Annotated in this window: 18 protein-coding genes; 9 read left to right on the top strand and 9 right to left on the bottom strand. The window is 61.6% G+C overall.

Annotated features, from left to right (window positions below):
- The first annotated feature begins 225 nt into the window (after nucleotides 1-225).
- Complete coding sequence (locus EJD88_RS26975) at nucleotides 226-399, top strand: PA1571 family protein (RefSeq protein WP_178117216.1); 174 nt, start codon at nucleotides 226-228, stop codon at nucleotides 397-399.
- A 53-nt stretch (nucleotides 400-452) separates the two neighbouring features.
- Here EJD88_RS26975 and pdxB read toward each other — a convergent pair whose 3' ends face one another.
- A complete protein-coding gene (gene pdxB, locus EJD88_RS05350; protein WP_158877100.1) occupies nucleotides 453-1,595 on the bottom strand; it encodes a 4-phosphoerythronate dehydrogenase PdxB in 1,143 nt (380 codons plus the stop codon).
- A gap of 165 nt (nucleotides 1,596-1,760) precedes the next feature.
- Between pdxB and EJD88_RS05355 the strand changes: the two genes are divergently transcribed.
- Nucleotides 1,761-3,155: an MATE family efflux transporter gene (locus tag EJD88_RS05355; RefSeq protein WP_158877102.1), complete on the top strand. Its 1,395-nt coding sequence runs from the start codon at nucleotides 1,761-1,763 to the stop codon at nucleotides 3,153-3,155.
- Here EJD88_RS05355 and tusA read toward each other — a convergent pair.
- Nucleotides 3,152-3,403, bottom strand: coding sequence for a sulfurtransferase TusA (gene tusA, locus EJD88_RS05360; protein WP_099587443.1), 252 nt, complete (start codon nucleotides 3,401-3,403; stop codon nucleotides 3,152-3,154). The two genes, EJD88_RS05355 and tusA, sit on opposite strands and share 4 nt — an antisense overlap.
- 13 nt (nucleotides 3,404-3,416) lie before the next feature.
- Nucleotides 3,417-4,493 carry a 23S rRNA (cytidine(2498)-2'-O)-methyltransferase RlmM gene (rlmM, locus tag EJD88_RS05365; RefSeq protein WP_099587444.1) on the bottom strand — a complete coding sequence of 359 codons (1,077 nt, stop codon included), beginning with the start codon at nucleotides 4,491-4,493 and terminating at the stop codon, nucleotides 3,417-3,419.
- Nucleotides 4,494-4,683: 190 nt separating this feature from the next.
- Here rlmM and acnA point away from each other — a divergent pair, with 190 nt between their 5' ends.
- Nucleotides 4,684-7,425: an aconitate hydratase AcnA gene (gene acnA / locus EJD88_RS05370; protein WP_158877104.1), complete on the top strand. Its 2,742-nt coding sequence runs from the start codon at nucleotides 4,684-4,686 to the stop codon at nucleotides 7,423-7,425.
- Nucleotides 7,426-7,793: 368 nt separating this feature from the next.
- Here the strand turns inward: acnA and EJD88_RS05375 are convergent, their stop codons facing one another.
- The gene (locus EJD88_RS05375; protein WP_099587446.1) at nucleotides 7,794-8,732 is read right to left on the bottom strand and encodes an aspartyl/asparaginyl beta-hydroxylase domain-containing protein; all 939 of its coding nucleotides are present in this window, start codon (nucleotides 8,730-8,732) and stop codon (nucleotides 7,794-7,796) included.
- A gap of 85 nt (nucleotides 8,733-8,817) precedes the next feature.
- Nucleotides 8,818-9,792 carry a cysteine synthase A gene (gene cysK / locus EJD88_RS05380; protein ID WP_158877106.1) on the bottom strand — a complete coding sequence of 325 codons (975 nt, stop codon included), beginning with the start codon at nucleotides 9,790-9,792 and terminating at the stop codon, nucleotides 8,818-8,820.
- Nucleotides 9,793-9,917: 125 nt separating this feature from the next.
- Between cysK and EJD88_RS05385 the strand changes: the two genes are divergently transcribed.
- The 3 genes from EJD88_RS05385 to EJD88_RS05395 all read left to right on the top strand — a co-directional run bounded on the left by EJD88_RS05385 (nucleotide 9,918) and on the right by EJD88_RS05395 (nucleotide 13,123).
- Nucleotides 9,918-10,994, top strand: a complete 1,077-nt coding sequence (locus EJD88_RS05385; protein WP_099587448.1) for a DUF748 domain-containing protein — start codon at nucleotides 9,918-9,920, stop codon at nucleotides 10,992-10,994.
- Nucleotides 10,995-11,099: 105 nt separating this feature from the next.
- The gene (locus EJD88_RS05390) at nucleotides 11,100-11,945 is read left to right on the top strand and encodes a MoxR family ATPase (protein WP_003210690.1); all 846 of its coding nucleotides are present in this window, start codon (nucleotides 11,100-11,102) and stop codon (nucleotides 11,943-11,945) included.
- Nucleotides 11,945-13,123: a VWA domain-containing protein gene (locus EJD88_RS05395; RefSeq protein ID WP_158877108.1), complete on the top strand. Its 1,179-nt coding sequence runs from the start codon at nucleotides 11,945-11,947 to the stop codon at nucleotides 13,121-13,123. Before EJD88_RS05390 ends, EJD88_RS05395 begins: the two co-directional genes overlap by 1 nt.
- Nucleotides 13,124-13,197: 74 nt before the next feature.
- Here EJD88_RS05395 and EJD88_RS05400 read toward each other — a convergent pair whose 3' ends face one another.
- From EJD88_RS05400 to EJD88_RS05410, 3 genes are read right to left on the bottom strand one after another with little or no spacing between them, the layout of a single operon-like run.
- Complete coding sequence (locus EJD88_RS05400) at nucleotides 13,198-13,740, bottom strand: DUF2937 family protein (RefSeq protein WP_032888750.1); 543 nt, start codon at nucleotides 13,738-13,740, stop codon at nucleotides 13,198-13,200.
- A gap of 11 nt (nucleotides 13,741-13,751) precedes the next feature.
- Nucleotides 13,752-14,528 (bottom strand): class II glutamine amidotransferase, encoded by a 777-nt coding sequence (locus tag EJD88_RS05405; protein ID WP_024074057.1) that lies wholly within the window; start codon nucleotides 14,526-14,528, stop codon nucleotides 13,752-13,754.
- Between the two features lie 21 nt (nucleotides 14,529-14,549).
- Nucleotides 14,550-15,083, bottom strand: coding sequence for an MFS transporter (locus EJD88_RS05410; RefSeq protein ID WP_099587450.1), 534 nt, complete (start codon nucleotides 15,081-15,083; stop codon nucleotides 14,550-14,552).
- Between the two features lie 24 nt (nucleotides 15,084-15,107).
- Between EJD88_RS05410 and EJD88_RS05415 the strand changes: the two genes are divergently transcribed.
- Entirely contained in the window at nucleotides 15,108-17,150 is a 2,043-nt protein-coding gene (locus EJD88_RS05415) for a S9 family peptidase (protein ID WP_158877110.1), read from the top strand.
- Between the two features lie 59 nt (nucleotides 17,151-17,209).
- Nucleotides 17,210-17,683 carry a cyclic nucleotide-binding domain-containing protein gene (locus tag EJD88_RS05420; RefSeq protein ID WP_099587452.1) on the top strand — a complete coding sequence of 158 codons (474 nt, stop codon included), beginning with the start codon at nucleotides 17,210-17,212 and terminating at the stop codon, nucleotides 17,681-17,683.
- Here EJD88_RS05420 and EJD88_RS05425 read toward each other — a convergent pair.
- Nucleotides 17,680-17,958, bottom strand: coding sequence for a hypothetical protein (locus EJD88_RS05425; RefSeq protein ID WP_032888738.1), 279 nt, complete (start codon nucleotides 17,956-17,958; stop codon nucleotides 17,680-17,682). The genes EJD88_RS05420 and EJD88_RS05425 overlap by 4 nt on opposite strands.
- Before the next feature lie 78 nt (nucleotides 17,959-18,036).
- Here EJD88_RS05425 and EJD88_RS05430 point away from each other — a divergent pair, with 78 nt between their 5' ends.
- Nucleotides 18,037-18,723: a spermidine synthase gene (locus EJD88_RS05430; RefSeq protein ID WP_058411058.1), complete on the top strand. Its 687-nt coding sequence runs from the start codon at nucleotides 18,037-18,039 to the stop codon at nucleotides 18,721-18,723.
- The last annotated feature ends 2 nt before the right edge of the window (nucleotides 18,724-18,725 follow it).

Below are 18,725 nucleotides of genomic sequence, written 5' to 3' on the forward strand. Positions count from 1 at the left end.
GGTCTATACCTCAACATTGGGGGAACTTGGGTAAATAACAATGAGTCAGGTTAATTATGCCCGCCGATGCTGGCCCCTAGAGGCTATCGGTCTAACACCCGGCTGGAAATCGACAGCGGTTTCTGGTGGACTGGATGTTCGAACCGGTGGTCGTGCAGGGAGTTGTCACAGCGCGGTCACGCGGGGGGTTCAAAGTAGGTACACAACCTGATGAGGAGACAGGCCATGACCTTGCAAAACAGTAGCGATGCCAAGATTGAAGTGATCCGCCAGCCGCAGCAGTTGCCTTGCTCGTACATCGACGCCAAGGGCAGCGAAGTGCAGATTACTGAAGAGATGATCCAGCAAGCCTGCAATGAGCTGGAGCAGCGACTGGTCAAGCCTGCACAGCAAGACTGAAGCGCCCAGGCTCTTTCAGACCCGGCCGCGATGGCCGGGTTTTTTATGGGCGCTTAAATGGCCACTGCGCCCAATGCGGACACAATCTTCGACAGCGCCTCCGACTCCCCATTGATACGCACCTTCAAGCCCTCGATCTCCCGACGCTCCGGGTAATGCTTGCGCAGCAGGTCGAACGCCTTACGCTGTTCTTCCACAGTTCCCACCAGGCTGCGACGGAAATCCGCATCATCCCGGCGCGGGTCGTACACGCTGCGGCACAAGGTCGCCAGCGCCCAGGCGGGGTCGGTCGAAGCATTCAGGTGCACTTCAGACAACCACGGCGCCGGCAACAGTTCGCTCAAGTAGATGCTCGGTGCCTGGCCCAGGTACGCGCAAAACGCCTGGTAGATCTGCGCCGTGCCGCGCTGACGGCCTTCCAGGCTGTAACCGGCGATATGCGGCGTGGCCAGCACGCACAAGTCGGCCAGGTCCGCATCCACTTCGGGCTCGCCTTCCCATACATCCAGTACCGCTTGCAGGTCTTCGCGCGCCAGCAACACCTCGCGCAGGGCAGCGTTGTCCACCACCGGGCCACGGCTGGCGTTAATCAGCCAGGTGCCGGGCTTGAGCTGCTCCAGGCGCTGGCGGTCGAACAAATGCCAGGTCGAGCCATTGCCGGACTTGGTCAGCGGCGTGTGCAGGCTGATCACGTCGCACTGCTCGACGATCTGCGCCAGGCTCACATAGTCGCCGTCTTCGGCGATCTGCCGTGGCGGGTCGCACACCAGCACGTTCCAGCCCAGGCCCTTGAGCACCTTGACCAGGCGCCCGCCGACTTCACCGGCACCGACGATGCCGTAAGTACGCTTATTGAGGTCGGCGCCTTCGATCTCGGCGAGGGTCTGCAGGCTGCCCAGCACGTAGTCCACTACCCCACGGGCATTGCAGCCGGGGGCGCTGGACCACTGGATACCGGCTTGCTTGAAGTAGTCCAAATCCAGGTGGTCGGTGCCGATGGTGCAGGTGCCGACAAAGCGCACGTTGGAGCCCTCCAGAAGCGCGCGATTGACGTTGCTCACCGAGCGCACCAGCAGCACATCCGCCTGCTCGACCGTGGCGCGGTCAAGGGAACGGCCGGGCAACCGGCGAATCTCGCCAAATCCTTGGAAGAAGGCATCGAGCAGCGGGATATTTTCGTCGGCAACAATCAGCATGGCAGGCTCCTTTGGCGGACCCGCAGTGTACAGGCTTGCGTGGATTCAATGTGGGAGGGGGCCTGGCAGGTTGCTTACAAATCCCCAACACAGGTTTTTTCCTGACCATTGCGTCAGGGCGTAGAATCCGCCGTCCTTGCGCTCCTCTCAATTGGACACCTGTACGTGAACACTGCCGCCACCGCCCTCACCCGCCCCGCCCGCATCAGCCGGGAAGTGCGCGACCTGCTGACGCTCGCCCTGCCGATCATGATCGGCCAACTGGCCACCACCGCCATGAGTTTTGTCGACGCGGTCATGGCCGGGCGGGTCAGCCCCCAGGACCTGGCGGCGGTGGGCCTGGGCAACTCGATCTGGATCCCGGTGTACCTGCTGATGAGCGGCACGCTGCTGGCCACCACGCCGAAAGTCGCCCAGCGCTACGGGGCAGGCCAGTTCAACGAGATCGGGCCGCTGGTGCGCCAGGCGTTGTGGCTGGCGGTGGTCGTGGGGATCATCGGCGCATTGCTGCTGCTGTGCGCCGAACCGATCCTGCATGCCATGAAGGTCGAGCCCGACCTGATCGAACCATCCATGGGCTACCTGCACGGCATCGCTGCCGGGATGCCGGCGATTGCGCTGTATTACGTGCTGCGCTGTTTCAGCGATGGCCTGGGCCGCACGCGGCCGAGCATGGTCATGGGCCTGGTCGGCCTGGCGCTGAATATTCCGCTGAACTACATCTTCATCTACGGCCACTTTGGCGTGCCGGCCATGGGCGGCGTGGGCTGCGGCTGGGCCACGGCCATTGCGATGTGGGTGATGATGCTCGGCCTGGCCGTCTGGACGCGCTGGGGCCCGGCCTATCAGAGCAGTGAATTGTTCAAACGGTTTGACTGGCCGCAATGGGCAGTCATCAAGCGTGTGCTGGGGATTGGCCTGCCGATTGGCGTCGCGATCTTCGCCGAATCGAGCATTTTTGCGGTAATCGCCCTGTTGCTCGGCAGCCTGGGCGCCACGGTGGTGTCCGGGCATCAGATCGCACTGAACGTCAGCTCGCTGGTGTTCATGATCCCCTACTCCCTGAGCATGGCCGTCACTGTGCGCGTCGGTCAGGCCCTCGGCCGTGGCGAGGCACGGGAAGCGCGCTTCGCTGCCGGTGTCGGCATGGGCACCGCGCTGGCGTATGCGTGCCTGTCGTGCAGCCTGATGCTGTTGTTCCGTGAGCAGATCGCGACGATCTACACCCCGGACCCAGTGGTGATTCACTTGGCTTCGACGCTGATTGTGTTCTCGGCGCTGTTCCAGTTCTCGGACTCGATCCAGGTCACGGCAGCCGGCGCCTTGCGTGGCTACCAGGACACCCGCGTGACCATGGTGCTGACCTTGTTCGCCTACTGGGGCGTGGGGCTGCCGGTGGGTTATGCCCTGGGGCTGACCGACTGGCTCGGCGCCCCAAGCGGCCCCAGCGGTTTGTGGCAAGGGCTGATCGTGGGCCTGAGCTGTGCGGCGGGGATGTTGCTGGTACGCCTGGCGCGCAGTGCACGCCGGCGTATCCGGGCGGACAAGGCGCGGGGTTAGTCGGCCTTCTTGCGAATCCAGTACAGATAAGTGCCAGCCTGTTCCTGCTGATCCACCAGTTCGTGGTCCAGGAACACGCAGAACTTGGGTATATCGCGACGGGTCGACGGGTCCGTTGCGATCACCTTGAGCAAACCGCCTGCCGGCAGGTCGCGGATGTGCTGGTGCAGCATCATCACGGGTTCCGGGCAGTTGAGGCCGGTGGCATCGAGAATGCCGTCGACAGGGCTTTCGTTGATATCGCTCATTGATGACTCCTCGTTAACGGGCCTTGGTTTTCTTCGCATCCACCAGGCGGCGCAGGTGGCAGGTCACTTCCTCACGGTCGTGGTACAGCTGCTTGCAGCCGATTTCCACGCGAATGCCGCGGGCCTTGAAGCCCTCTTCGATACGCTCCAGCAGGCGTTTGACTTCGGCATAGCGCTGCTTCATCGGCAACTTCAGGTTCACCACCGCCTCGCGACAATGCCCCTCGCCGATCCAGGTTTCCAGCAACGCGGCGTTGCGCGCCGGTTTCTCGACGATGTCGCACACCATCCAGTCCACCGGCTGCTTGGGCACGAAGGTAAAGCCGTCGGCCATCAGGTGCTGCACCAGACCGGTGTCCATCAGGCTTTCGGCCATGGGGCCATTGTCGATGGCGGTCACCAGCATGCCACGGTTGACCAGTTGCCAGGTCCAGCCGCCCGGCGCAGCGCCGAGGTCGACGCCAGTCATGTCGCCGTGCAGGCGCTCGTCCCATTGGTCGCGGGGGATAAAGTGGTGCCAGGCCTCTTCCAGCTTCAACGTCGAACGGCTTGGCGCGTCACGCGGGAACTTCAGGCGCGGGATGCCCATCGGCCACATGGCCGAATTGTTCGACTCGGCCAGGCCCATGAACACTTCGCGGCCGCTCTTGAAGGTCAGCAGCAGGCGCGGCTTGCTCGGGTCGTCCACCAGCTTGCCGGCACCCAGCAGGGCTTTGCGCAGGTGCACTTCAAATTTCTTGCAGAAGTTCGACAGTTCCTTGCCATCGTTGGTGTCGACCATCTCCAGCCACAGGCTGCCGCACACCGGGAATTCGCGCAGGTGAGCGAGGATCACGCTGATGCGGTCGGTTTCCGGCAGGTCGATAAACACCCCGCGCGCCCACTGCCGGGGGAAGATCAGCTCGGCAAAGCGCTGGCCGTGCATCAGGCGCTGGGCGCCGTCTTCTTCGGTGCAGACAAATTCGGCGCAGGCGCTGCCGGTCTTGGCCTTGGCGTAGCCGGAAACGTTCAGGCGCGCAGCGAGGTCCGCGATCTCGGAACAGACTTCGCCTTCAAAACCCGGGCGGCAGTGCATAAAAAGGGTGTTCATTGAATCTCCTGGCAACTGGCTTGCTCTATCGCAATGCCTGTCATGAAAACGCGCGCATGATAGCCGAGTTCGGAACCTTGGACTTGCCCATAGAGTCCAGTTATTAGCCTGCTAATGAAAACGGGGCTAGTTTGATAGCTCTGTTCGTCCCGTCAGGTCCGTAGCCGTGCGGACCATAAGGAGTCGCGTCATGTCATCGCTTGATAGCCTGAGAACCCTTAAAACCCTGCAAATCGACGACAAAACCTACCACTACTTCAGCCTGCCCGAAGCCGCCAAGAGCCTGGGCGACCTGGACAAGCTACCGATGTCGCTCAAGGTGCTGCTGGAAAACCTGCTGCGCTGGGAAGACAACAAGACCGTCACCGGCGCCGACCTCAAGGCCATTGCCGCCTGGCTCAAAGAGCGCCAGTCCGACCGTGAGATCCAGTACCGCCCCGCCCGCGTGCTGATGCAAGACTTTACCGGCGTGCCCGCCGTGGTCGACCTGGCCGCCATGCGCGCCGCCGTGGCCAAGGCCGGTGGCGACCCGCAGCGCATCAACCCGCTCTCCCCGGTGGACTTGGTGATCGACCACTCGGTAATGGTCGACAAGTTCGGCAATGCCGATGCCTTCGAGCAAAACGTCGATATCGAGATGCAGCGCAACGGCGAACGCTACGCCTTCCTGCGCTGGGGCCAGAGCGCCTTTGACAACTTCAGCGTGGTGCCGCCGGGCACCGGCATCTGCCATCAGGTTAACCTGGAGTACCTGGGCCGCACCGTGTGGACCAAGGACGAAGACGGCCGCACCTACGCCTTCCCCGACACCCTGGTCGGCACCGATTCCCACACCACCATGATCAACGGACTTGGCGTACTTGGCTGGGGCGTGGGTGGCATCGAAGCGGAAGCGGCGATGCTCGGCCAGCCGGTGTCGATGCTGATCCCGGAAGTGATCGGCTTCAAGCTCACCGGCAAACTCAAGGAAGGCATCACCGCCACCGACCTGGTGCTGACCGTGACCCAGATGCTGCGCAAAAAAGGCGTCGTCGGTAAGTTCGTTGAGTTCTACGGCGACGGCCTGGCCGATCTGCCTCTGGCTGACCGCGCCACCATCGCCAACATGGCCCCGGAATATGGCGCCACCTGCGGCTTTTTCCCGGTGGATGAAGTGACGCTGGACTACCTGCGCCTGTCCGGCCGGCCGACAGAAACCGTGAAATTGGTCGAGGCCTACACCAAGGCTCAGGGCCTGTGGCGTATTGCCGGCCAAGAACCGGTGTTCACCGACAGCCTGGCCCTGGACATGGGCAGCGTCGAAGCCAGCCTTGCCGGGCCGAAACGTCCGCAGGACCGCGTGGCGCTGCCGAATGTCGGCCAGGCCTTCAGCGACTTTCTCGACCTGCAATTCAAACCCACCAACAAGGAAGAAGGCCGCCTGGAAAGCGAAGGCGGCGGCGGTGTCGCCGTGGGTAATGCCGACCTGGTGGGCGAAGCAGATTACGAATACGAAGGCAACACCTACCGCCTGAAAAACGGCGCGGTGGTCATCGCCGCGATTACGTCGTGCACCAATACCTCCAACCCCAGCGTGATGATGGCCGCCGGGCTCGTGGCCAAGAAAGCCGTGGAAAAAGGCCTGACGCGCAAGCCGTGGGTCAAAAGCTCCCTGGCGCCCGGCTCCAAGGTGGTCACCGACTACTACAACGCCGCCGGCCTCACCCACTACCTGGACGCGCTCGGTTTTGATCTGGTGGGCTACGGCTGCACCACCTGCATCGGCAACTCCGGGCCATTGCCCGAGCCGATTGAAAAAGCCATCCAGAAGGCCGACCTCACCGTGGCCTCGGTGCTGTCGGGCAACCGCAACTTTGAAGGCCGCGTACACCCACTGGTGAAAACCAACTGGCTGGCCTCGCCGCCGCTGGTGGTCGCCTATGCGCTGGCCGGCACGGTGCGCATCGACATCAGCAGCGAGCCGCTGGGTAACGACAAGGACGGCAAGCCGGTCTACCTCAAGGACATCTGGCCGAGCAGCCAGGAGATCGCCGACGCGGTGGCGCAGGTCAGCACTGGCATGTTCCACAAGGAATACGCCGAGGTGTTTGCCGGAGACGCGCAATGGCAGGCCATTGAAGTGCCTCAGGCTGCGACGTACGTGTGGCAGAAGGATTCCACCTACATCCAGCATCCGCCGTTTTTCGACGACATTGCCGGCCCGTTGCCGGTGATCGAGGACATCAAGGGCGCCAACGTGCTGGCCCTGCTGGGGGATTCGGTGACCACCGACCACATCTCCCCCGCCGGCAACATCAAGGTCGACAGCCCCGCCGGCCAATACCTGCGCGAGCAAGGCGTGGAACCGCGGGACTTCAACTCCTACGGCTCACGCCGGGGTAACCATGAAGTGATGATGCGCGGCACCTTTGCCAATATCCGGATCCGCAACGAAATGCTCGGTGGCGAAGAAGGCGGCAACACGCTGTACATCCCCACCGGCGAAAAAATGGCGATCTACGATGCGTCGATGAAATACCAGGCGTCGGGCACCCCGCTGGTGGTGGTTGCGGGGCAAGAGTACGGCACCGGCTCCAGCCGCGACTGGGCGGCCAAGGGCACCAACCTGCTGGGCGTCAAGGCGGTGATCGCCGAGAGCTTCGAGCGAATTCACCGTTCCAACCTGGTGGGCATGGGCGTGCTGCCGTTGCAGTTCAAACTCGATCAGAACCGCAAGACGCTCAAGCTCAGTGGCAAGGAGAAGATCGACATTCTTGGGCTGAGCGGGGTGGAGATCGTGCCGCGCATGAACCTGACGCTGGTGATTACGCGAGAGGATGGCAGCAGCGAGAAGGTCGAGGTGCTGTGCCGGATCGATACGCTCAATGAGGTGGAGTACTTCAAGGCGGGCGGGATTTTGCACTACGTGTTGCGCCAACTGATCGCCAGCTAAAGATCACTGGAGATCAAATGTGGGAGGGGCGGTGCGACGATTCGACTTGCCCCCGATGAGCATGGGTATCTACACATCTTTGGTGAAAACGTACCCTTAGCGAACGAGGGTCTTGTGGTGAGCGGGCTTGCCCCGCGCTGGGCTGCGAAGCGGCCCCAAAACCGGCCAATGGGTTATGACTGAAAAAACGCGGTGCCTGGTTTGTACCGGGGCAAGCCCGCTCACCACAGGGTTTTATGCCAGCCTTTAAGAGCTGTGTAGATACCCATGCCCCGATGAGGGTGTGTCAGCTGATAAATCTGTAGCTGACCCACTGTCATCGGGGGCAAGCCCCCTTCCCCATTTTTGACCGCGTTTAAACTTTCAGATCAGCCGAACAGCCATTTCCACAGCAGTACCAGCACGACCACCGCCAACACCGGCCGCGCAATGCGGTAAGCCTTGGGATGTTTGCGCTTCCACTGCTTGACCTGGCCGCTGAACTTGTCGCTGAAGGTCTTGCTCCAGGCATACGCCTGGTTGATCCCGCCCACGCGCTCGTCATCCAGGTTCTGCGGCGCGGTCGCACGGCCCAGTTGCTTGCTGACCCAACGGTTGAGGCGGGTCATCACGCGGTTGCTCAGGGGACGCTCAATGTCGCAGAACAGAATCACACGGGTCTGTTCGGTTTCATTCTTCACCCAGTGCACGTAGGTTTCGTCGAACATCACGTCGTCGCCGTCGCGCCAGGCGTATTCCTGGCCGTCGACGAAGATGCGGCAGGCATCGGAGTTGGGCGTGGACAGCCCCAGGTGATAACGCAGGGAACCGGCAAACGGGTCGCGGTGCGGGTTGAGGTGGCTGCCGCCCGGCAACAGCGCAAACATCGCGCCCTTGACGTTGGGAATGCTGCTCACCAGTGCCACGGTTTTCGGGCACAGCGCCTCGGCCGATGGCAGGGGTTTGTCGTACCACTTGAGGTAGAAACGCTTCCAGCCCTTCTTGAAGAACGACCCGAAACCGGCATCGTTGTTCTTTTCGGCGGCGCGGATGTAACCCTCGTCGAACAGGTGCATGGCCTCTTCGCGGATCACCTCCCAGTTGTCCTTGAGCACATCCAGTTCCGGGAACTTGCTGCGGTCCAGATAGGGTTTGGACGGCACCGCCGAAAACAGATACATCAAGGCGTTATACGGGGCGAACAGCGCCGAATGGTTTACGAACTGGCGCAACATCGGTAGACGGGCCTTGCCGCGCAAGTGGACATACAGTGTGCTACCGATAAACAGCAGCAGCACCGACAGTTTGGCGGCCAAAGAAAAGGTCATGCAGCAACTCCTGGAAATATGCGCCGGGCATCATAAACACTTGGGCCAGTATGCAGAAGGCCCAAGGTATCGGCGCTGACATACATCAAGCCTGGTTTTCCTGCTCGGTGAACAAATCGCTGAACAGCATGCTCGACAGGTAGCGCTCACCGGAGTCCGGCAGGATCACCACGATGGTCTTGCCCTGCATTTCCGGTTTCTCGGCCAGGCGCACGGCCACCGCCATGGCGGCACCGCAGGAGATGCCGCACAGAATCCCCTCTTCCTGCATCAGGCGCAGGGCCATGGCCTTGGATTCGTCGTCGGTCACCAGCTCCACGCGGTCAACCATCGACAAGTCGAGGTTTTTCGGTACAAAACCGGCGCCGATGCCCTGGATTTTATGCGGGCTCGGCTTGATCTCATCGCCAGCCAGCGCCTGGGTGATCACCGGCGACACCACCGGCTCAACGGCCACCGACAGAATCGGCTTGCCCGCGGTGTTCTTGATATAGCGCGATACGCCGGTGATGGTGCCGCCAGTGCCCACGCCCGCTACCAGCACATCCACCGCACCGTCGGTGTCGTTCCAGATTTCCGGGCCGGTGGTTTTCTCGTGGATCGCCGGGTTGGCCGGGTTTTCGAACTGGGCCGGCATAAAGTAGGTGGCCGGGTCGCTGGCGACGATTTCGCCGGCCTTTTCGATAGCGCCCTTCATGCCTTTGGCCGGCTCGGTCAGTACCAGCTCGGCACCGAGGGCCTTGAGCACTTTGCGGCGCTCGATGCTCATGGACGCCGGCATGGTCAGCAGCAGCTTGTAGCCACGGGCGGCGGCGACAAACGCCAGGCCGATGCCGGTATTGCCCGACGTCGGCTCGACAATGGTCATGCCCGACTTGAGTTTGCCGGTGCTTTCCGCGTCCCAGATCATGTTCGCGCCGATGCGGCACTTTACCGAGTAACCCGGGTTACGCCCTTCGATCTTCGCCAGGATGGTCACGCCACGCGGGGCGATGCGGTTGATCTGCACCAGGGGCGTGTTACCGATGGAGTGCGCGTTGTCTGCAAAAATGCGGCTCATGACGGGTCCTTGTAGGCAATTTCAAGAAGGCAACAAGGGTATGCCTCGTAGTACAAAGCGTCCAGTCAGAGGAACGTTGCGCGGATCAAGACAGTCCATGTTTCATCTGCAAGGAGAACTGCCCGATGAAACGTCGCTACAGCTGGCCACTATGGACCGTCGCCGGAGTGCTGGTGGTCCTGGTCGCCTTGAGCATCGCCCTGCCCTACCTGGTGCGCAATTATTTGAATGACAAACTCGCCAATATGGGCGATTACCGAGGCCAGGTGACCGACGTGGACCTGGCGCTATGGCGGGGCGCGTACCGGATCAACGGCCTTGAAATCGTGAAGGTCGACGGCAAAGTGCCCGTACCGTTCGTCAACGCCCCGCTGATCGACCTGGCGGTGAGCTGGCATTCGCTGTGGTACGACCATGCAGTGGTCGCCAAGGTGCGGTTTATCAAGCCTGAAGTGAACTTCGTCGACGGCGGCGCCAACAAGCAGGCGTCCCAGACAGGTAAGGGCACCGACTGGCGCGAGCAGTTGAGCAAGCTGGCACCCATCACCCTCGATGAAGTGCGCATCGAAGACGGCAAGATCGCCTTCCACAACTTCAGCTCCAAACCTGCGGTAAAAATCGATGCCACTGACGTCAACGCCAGCTTCTACAACCTGACCAACGTGGTCGACGTCAAAGGCAAGCGCGACGCCCGCTTCGACGGCAAGGCCCTGCTGCAAGGCCAGGCCCCGCTGGAAGCCAGCGCCACCTTTGACCCACTGAGCAATTTCGAGAACTTCGAGTTCCGTTTCCGCGCCAAGGACCTGCAGCTCAAGCGCATGAATGACTTCGCCTCGGCCTACGGCAAGTTCGACTTCAAGGCCGGTAACGGCGACGTGGTGATCGAAGCCCAGGCCGAAAAAGGCCAACTGACCGGCTACATCAAGCCGTTGTTAAGGGATGTGGAAGTGTTTGACTGGCAGCAGGACGTGGAGAACAAGGACAAGAACATCTTCCGCTCGATCTGGGAGGCGGTGGTTGGCACCAGCGAGACGGTGCTGAAGAACCAGCAGAAAAACCAGTTCGCCACCCGCGTCGAGCTCAGTGGCAGCGTACATCAACAAAATGTCAGCGCGTTCTCTGCGTTTTTGGGGATTTTGCGCAATGGTTTTATCCAGGCGTTCAATGCACGTTATGAGCAACCCAAGCCATCGGCAGACTGATATCCCATGTGACCGGCCATTCAGAGACTGAATAACCCGTCTGCGTTCACAGTCGCCGGGGCTGCGCGGTATAGTCGGGGCATTGATGAATGCGAGGAAACACCGATGAAGTTCGAAGGCACCCAGGCCTATGTGGCTACCGATGACCTGAAACTGGCCGTCAACGCCGCCATCACCCTGGAGCGGCCGTTGCTGGTCAAGGGCGAACCGGGCACCGGCAAGACGATGCTCGCCGAGCAACTGGCCGAATCCTTCGGTGCCAAGCTGATCACCTGGCACATCAAGTCCACCACCAAGGCCCACCAGGGCCTCTACGAGTACGATGCGGTCAGCCGCCTGCGCGACTCGCAGTTGGGCGTGGACAAGGTGCACGATGTGCGCAACTACCTGAAGAAGGGCAAGTTGTGGGAAGCGTTCGAGTCCGAAGAACGGGTGATCCTGCTGATCGATGAAATCGACAAGGCCGACATCGAGTTCCCCAACGACCTGCTGCAAGAACTCGACAAGATGGAGTTCTACGTCTACGAAATCGACGAGACCATCAAGGCCAAGAAGCGCCCGATCATCATCATTACCTCCAACAACGAAAAAGAGCTGCCGGACGCATTCCTGCGCCGTTGCTTCTTCCACTACATCGCCTTCCCCGACCGCACCACCCTGCAGAAGATCGTGGATGTGCACTACCCCGACATCAAGAAAGACCTGGTCAGCGAAGCCCTCGACGTGTTCTTCGACGTGCGCAAAGTCCCGGGCCTGAAGAAAAAACCGTCCACCTCCGAACTGGTCGACTGGCTCAAGCTGCTGATGGCCGACAATATCGGTGAAGCGGTGCTGCGCGAACGCGATCCGACCAAAGCCATCCCGCCGCTGGCCGGCGCCTTGGTCAAGAACGAGCAAGACGTGCAATTGCTGGAGCGTCTGGCGTTCATGAGCCGTCGCGGTAATCGCTGATGTTGCTCAACCTGTTCAACGAGATGCGCGCCGCCAAAGTGCCGGTGTCGGTGCGCGAGTTGCTCGACCTGATCAACGCGCTCAAGCAGCGCGTGACCTTCGCCGACATGGACGAGTTCTACTACTTGGCCCGGGCGATCCTGGTCAAGGACGAGCGGCATTTCGACAAGTTCGACCGTGCCTTCGGCGCCTATTTCAACGGCCTGGAAAAGCTCGACGACCATTTGCAGGCGCTGATCCCCGAAGAGTGGCTGCGCAAGGATTTCGAGCGTTCGCTGAGTGACGAAGAACGCGCGCAGATCCAATCCCTCGGCGGCCTCGACAAGCTGATCGAGGAGTTCAAGAAACGCCTGGAAGAACAGAAAGAACGCCACGCCGGCGGTAATAAATGGATCGGCACCGGCGGTACCAGCCCGTTTGGCTCCGGTGGCTACAACCCCGAAGGCATCCGCGTCGGCGACGCCGGCAAGCGCCAGGGCAAGGCGGTGAAAGTCTGGGACCAGCGTGAGTACAAGAACCTCGACGATCAGGTGGAACTGGGCACGCGCAACATCAAGATTGCACTGCGCCGCCTGCGCAAATTCGCGCGCCAGGGTGCCGCCGACGAGTTGGACATCGACGGCACCATCGACCACACCGCCCGCGACGCCGGCTTGCTGAATATCCAGATGCGCCCGGAACGGCGCAATACCATCAAGCTGTTGCTGCTGTTCGATATCGGCGGCTCGATGGATGCCCACGTGAAAATCTGCGAAGAGCTGTTCTCCGCCTGCAAGACCGAGTTCAAACACCTGGAGTACTTCTACTTCCATAACTTCGTGTATGAGTCGGTGTGGAAGAACAACCAGCGCCGCACCTCGGAGCGCACTTCCACCCAGGACCTGCTGCACAAGTATGGCGCCGACTACAAAGTGATCTTTATCGGCGACGCATCGATGGCGCCGTATGAAATCACCCAGGCCGGCGGCAGCGTCGAGCATTGGAACGAAGAGCCGGGCTATGTGTGGATGCAGCGTTTCATGGCCAAGTACAAGAAGCTGATCTGGATCAATCCGTATCCAAAGGACACTTGGGACTTTACGGCGTCGACGGGGATTGTGCGGGAGTTGGTGGAGGATCAGATGTACCCGCTGACCCTGCGCGGGCTGGAAGAAGGCATGCGCTTCCTGTCCAAATAAACGCCGATCCCCATAATGCAGGAGATCTAATGCGGGAGGGGCAAGCCCCCTCCCACATTGGACCGGGTTGGGCGTTAAAGACCTTTCAGGTCCCGCTCTTCAATCGGCCGGCTCTGGCGCAGGCGCTTGCCGCCCAACACCACCCAGTCGATCAGGCGGAACAGGCATTCCAACCCAAACGACAGCAGCATCGCCCCGCCCAGGCCCCAGCCCATGGCTTCAGGGGTCAGCAGGATCTGGTAGCTGTAGCCGTTCCAGGTTTCCTGGCGGATATCCGGGTCGGCAGCCACCGCCACTTGCAAGGCGCGGATGTACCACGGGCCTTGCATGGCCTGGAATTGCTTGTCCAGCGCCACCTGGCGATCAAGCATCGCGCCCAGGCTATTGGCGTCGCTCTGGAACACGGGGTCGTCACTGGCGCGGTAATGCGCCACCAACGCTTTCAAATCACCGTTGAAGAACTGCCGCGCAGTGGTTTCAAACCCGCTCAGCCCCGTCTGGGCCTCGATCAGGTGGGCTTCGACGCGCTTGGCATAGTCGTTGATAAAACCCGGCACTTGCACGCCGACCAACAGGCCAATGGCAAACAGCACCAACCGCAGATAGCTGAGCAACATGGTCGATATCCTTACTCAGTAATGCCCTGGCTGACGCATTCACCGCGTCGCCACAGGCTCCATTGGCCCGGTTCGTAACGGGTCCAGTTTTCGTTGTCGGTCAACGGTTCGGTGGCGATCACCGTCACTACATCATTGGGTGTGGTTTCGGCCTGGAAATCGACGATCACGTCGACATCCTTCAACCGCGCCGGGCCGAACGGGGCACGCCGGGTGATCTGCGCCAACTTGGTCGAGCAGTAGCAGAACAGCCAGTCGCCATCGCTGAGCAGGCAGTTGAACACGCCTTTGCTGCGGTATTCGGCACAGGCGGCGATCAGGTCGGGCAGCATCTGCTCGATGTCCACCGGCTCGGGAAAGGCCTCGCGCACGCGGTTGAGCAAGTCGCAGAAGGCTGCCTCGCTGTCGGTATCGCCGACCGGGCGGTAGAACGTGGCGCGCGGGTTGAAGTCCGCCAATTGGCCGTTATGGGCGAAACACCAGTTGCGACCCCACAGTTCACGCACGAACGGGTGGGTATTGGCCAGACTCACTTTGCCCACATTGGCCTGGCGGATATGGCCGATCACCACTTCACTCTTGATGGGATAACGCTGCACCAGCAGCGCGACTTCCGATTCACTGCTCGCGGCCGGGTCCTGGAACAAGCGCAGGCCACGGCCTTCGTAGAAGGCGATACCCCAACCGTCGCGGTGGGGGCCGGTGCGCCCACCACGCTGCATCAGCCCGGTAAAGCTGAACACGATATCGGTGGGGACGTTGGCACTCATGCCCAATAATTCACACATGCCAGGGCTCTCGCTGCAACGTTAAAGGCGCGGTTCGACCCGCATGCCGCTGACAGGCGCCGGACGGCGGAATGGCTCGTCGTCTTCTTCCACCGCTTCAGCGGCCAGGGCTGCATCGGTGGCGGCCTTGCGCTCACGACGCGCATTGGCGGCGCGCTCGATGGGCCAGCGGATCAACACAATCACCAGGTACACGCCAAAGGCGATCATGGTGTACATGAACAAATCGGAAATCGCCCGCCAGGCGTTGTTGCCGACCTTGAGCACCAGGTCCAGGGCGGTAATGGCCACGGCCGGCGCGAACTGGGTCTTGACCGGGTCGACGATGGTCGGGCTGAACAGCAACACGGCCATCAGCAATTGCAGCGGCTCGCGCAGCCAGCGCCAGATCCAGCGCGTCATGCGCCACCACACCAACAGGCAGCCCAAAGCGGCGAAGGCGTAAAGGCCCCAAGCGGTCAGATAGTCGTTCTCGGTCATGGTGTCCATGGCAAGGCTGGCAAAGAGGCGGCTATGATAACGGCTTTTGCGTGTCGCGGCTGCAAAGCCTGCCACCGTCCGCCAGATAGAGAATAATCCATGCCTGTATCGCGCCCCCCGATTGCCCGCAAGGCCCCAGGCCAGGATCCTTACGCCTGGCTGCAAGAACGCGACAGCACTGAAGTGCTCGATTACCTCAAGGCCGAAAATGCCTGGCAGGAAGCCCAGCTCGCCGATCAGGCAGACTTGCGCGAAAGCCTGTTTGAAGAGATCAAGGGCCGCATCCTCGAAACCGACCTGTCGCTGCCCTCCCCGTGGGGCCCTTACCTCTATTACACCCGCACCACCGCCGGTGACGAGTACGCCCGGCACTACCGCTGCCGCCGTCCGGCCGATGACAGCAACCAGGTCGACGACAGCAGCGAAGAGCTGTTGCTGGACCCGAACGAACTGGCCAATGGCGGCTTTTTCTCCCTCGGCGCGTTCAGCATCAGCCCCGACCACCAGCGCCTGGCCTACAGCCTGGACACCAGTGGCGATGAGATCTACACCCTGTTCGTGAAGGAATTGGCGACGGGCAAGGTCAGCGAACTGGAGTTCCAGGACTGCGACGGCAGCATGACCTGGGCCAACGACAGCCTGACCCTGTTCTTCGGCGAACTGGACGACACCCACCGTCCGCACAAACTGTATCGCTATCGCCTGGACGGCACGGCAGCGCAGGAAGTGTTCCACGAGCCCGACGGGCGTTTCTTCCTGCATTGCTACCGTTCCAGCTCCGAGCGCCAGTTGCTGCTGGCCCTGGGTAGCAAGACCACCAGCGAAGTCTGGGCGCTGGACGCCGACCAGCCGCACCTGGCCTTCACCTGCCTGGCGCCTCGGGTCGAGGACCACGAATACGACGTCGACCACGGCCAACTGAATGGCGCGTGGACCTGGTTTATCCGCAGCAACCGGGATGGCATCAACTATGCGCTGTTCGTTGCAACCGACATTGGCGATGTGCCCACCGAGGATGAGTGGCAAAACCTGATCCCCCACAGCGATGACGTGATGCTCGACGGTGTGAGCCTCAATACCGGCGCCATGACCCTGAGCCTGCGCATCGGTGGCCTGCCGGTGATCGAAGTGCACCCGCAGGGCCTGCCCGCGTATCGCGTGGAATTGCCCGACGCCGCCTACAGCCTCTACGTACAGAACAGCCTGGAATTCGTCAGCGACAAAATTCGCCTGCGGTATGAGGCCCTCAATCGCCCGGCCCAGGTGCGTCAGCTGGAGTTGGCCAGCGGCGCGCAGCAGGTGCTCAAGGAAACCCCGGTGCTCGGTGTGTTCAATGCCGACGATTACGTGAGCCAGCGCTTGTGGGCCACCTCTGCCGATGGCACCCAGGTGCCGATCAGCCTGGTGGTCAAGCGCGACCAGCTCGGCAAAACCACGCCGCTTTACCTGTATGGCTACGGCGCCTACGGCCAAAGCCTCGACCCGTGGTTTTCCCACGCGCGCCTCAGTCTGCTCGACCGTGGCGTCGCGTTTGCGATTGCCCACGTGCGTGGCGGCGGCGAGCTGGGTGAAGCCTGGTACCGCAACGGCAAGCAGGAACACAAGCAGAACACCTTCAGTGACTTTATCGCCTGCGCCGAACACCTGGTCGCCCAAGGCTTGACCACCGCCAAGCAACTGGCCATCAGCGGCGGCAGTGCCGGCGGCCTGTTGATCGGCGCGGTGCTCAACCAGCGTCCGGAGTTGTTCCAGGCGGCGATTGCCGAAGTGCCGTTCGTCGATGTGCTCAACACCATGCTCGACCCGGAGCTGCCGCTGACCATCACCGAGTACGACGAGTGGGGCAACCCCGAAGAGCCCGAGGTGTATGAGCGCATCAAGGCCTACGCGCCTTACGAAAATGTCCAGGCTCATGCCTACCCGCATCTGCTGGTGATCGCCGGCTACAACGACAGCCGCGTGCAGTACTGGGAAGCCGCCAAGTGGGTGGCCAGGCTGCGTGACACCAAAACCGACAAAAACCTGCTGTTGCTCAAGACCGAACTGGGCGCCGGCCATGGTGGGATGAGCGGTCGTTACCAGGGATTACGTGACGTAGCGCTCGAATATGCATTTGTGTTCAAGGCGCTGGGGTTAATTTAGGAACTTAGTGCGGCGGTTCTGTCTGAACACAGGACCGCTTACCGATTGATGGACCAGTCATGCCACAACCGACTTTACTGAACGATGAAATCCGCGACATGCTCATGGACTGCGGCCTGTTCGACCCTCTGTTGCCGGAGGATTTTCACGTCGCCGCCGGCTACTTCAATATCAGCAGCATTGCCCAGGACGAAGCGATTTTCCTCGAAGGCGATGCCGGCACCTTTATGTGCATCATCCACAGCGGCCAGGTGGCGGTGCAGAAAACCAATCACGACGGCCAGCGCCTGACCATCGCCACCCTGCGCAGTGGTCGGGCCTTTGGTGAGATGGCGGTACTTGACGGCGAGCGGCGCTCCGCCAGTTGCGTGGCGGCCAGCGACTGCGTGTTGTTGAACCTGGGCAAGGACTCCCTGGAAAAAATGCTCAACGAAACACCACGGGTGGCCGCCAAGATCATCCGGGCGATTGCGATTGCCTTGTCCAAGCGCCTGCGCATGGCGGATGGGCAGTTACTGTCCCAACCGTTTTAACCGCCGGGGGTTTTCGGTTTGCTGTCGTTCTGCTGCAGACCGGGCACCGTCTGGTCCTTCGGTGGCGTCGGCAGCACGATGGGCGCCAAAGGCGGCGAGCCGTTGGTCTTGGGCAGCGCTGGCGGGCTGACCTGGGGATACAGCGTCGGCGTCGGCGTGCCCGGCGCACCTGGGGTTGGCGCGGGCGCGACCGGTACGGTTTGCAACTCCTGAGCCTGCGCCGCACCCAATGCGAGCGCGCTCAACACAATGACCGTTAGAATGCTGCACTTCATCGATGGCTCCATGGCCTGACCGGAATGTCGTAAGGCTACTCCCAACCGCGCAAGAATGCCCTTCCCAATGAGATTTCCATGAAACGTTTCGTTCTGCTGGACACCACCCCGATCCCCGACAACGGCGGTGCCTTGTGCCTGTTCGAATATGGCGAGGATTTTGTCATCAAGATCCAGGGCGGTGACGGTGGCCAGTTGATGAACACGCGCATGCACGGCTCCGAAGATGCCCTGGCAGAGATCCCCTGCCGCAAGGTTGCCGGTCGTCCGGGGTCTCGGGTGTTGATTGGTGGTCTGGGCATGGGCTTTACCCTGGCCTCGGCGCTCAAGCATCTGGGCAAAACCGCCGAGGTGGTCGTGGCCGAACTGGTGCCGGGCGTCGTGGAATGGAACCGTGGGCCGCTGGGGGAAAAGTCCGGCCGTCCACTGCTGGACCCGCGCACCGTGATCCGTATGGAAGACGTGGCCAAGGTGCTGCAAGCCGAGCCCCAGGGCTTTGACGCGATCATGCTGGATGTGGACAACGGCCCCGAAGGCCTGACGCAAAAAGCCAACAGCTGGCTCTACTCCGCCGGCGGCCTCGCAGCCTGCGCCAAGGCCTTGCGGCCCAAGGGCGTGCTGGCGGTGTGGTCGGCAAGCGCCGACAAACTGTTCAGCGACAAACTGCGCAAGGCCGGTTTCAAGGCCGAGGAAGTGCAGGTGTTTGCCCATGGCAACAAGGGCACGCGTCACACCATCTGGATTGCGGAAAAGCTCAAGGGCTGAGC

It is taken from the genome of Pseudomonas sp. PB105 (assembly GCF_009764655.1).
Classification (GTDB): Bacteria; Pseudomonadota; Gammaproteobacteria; order Pseudomonadales; family Pseudomonadaceae; genus Aquipseudomonas; species Aquipseudomonas cyclaminis.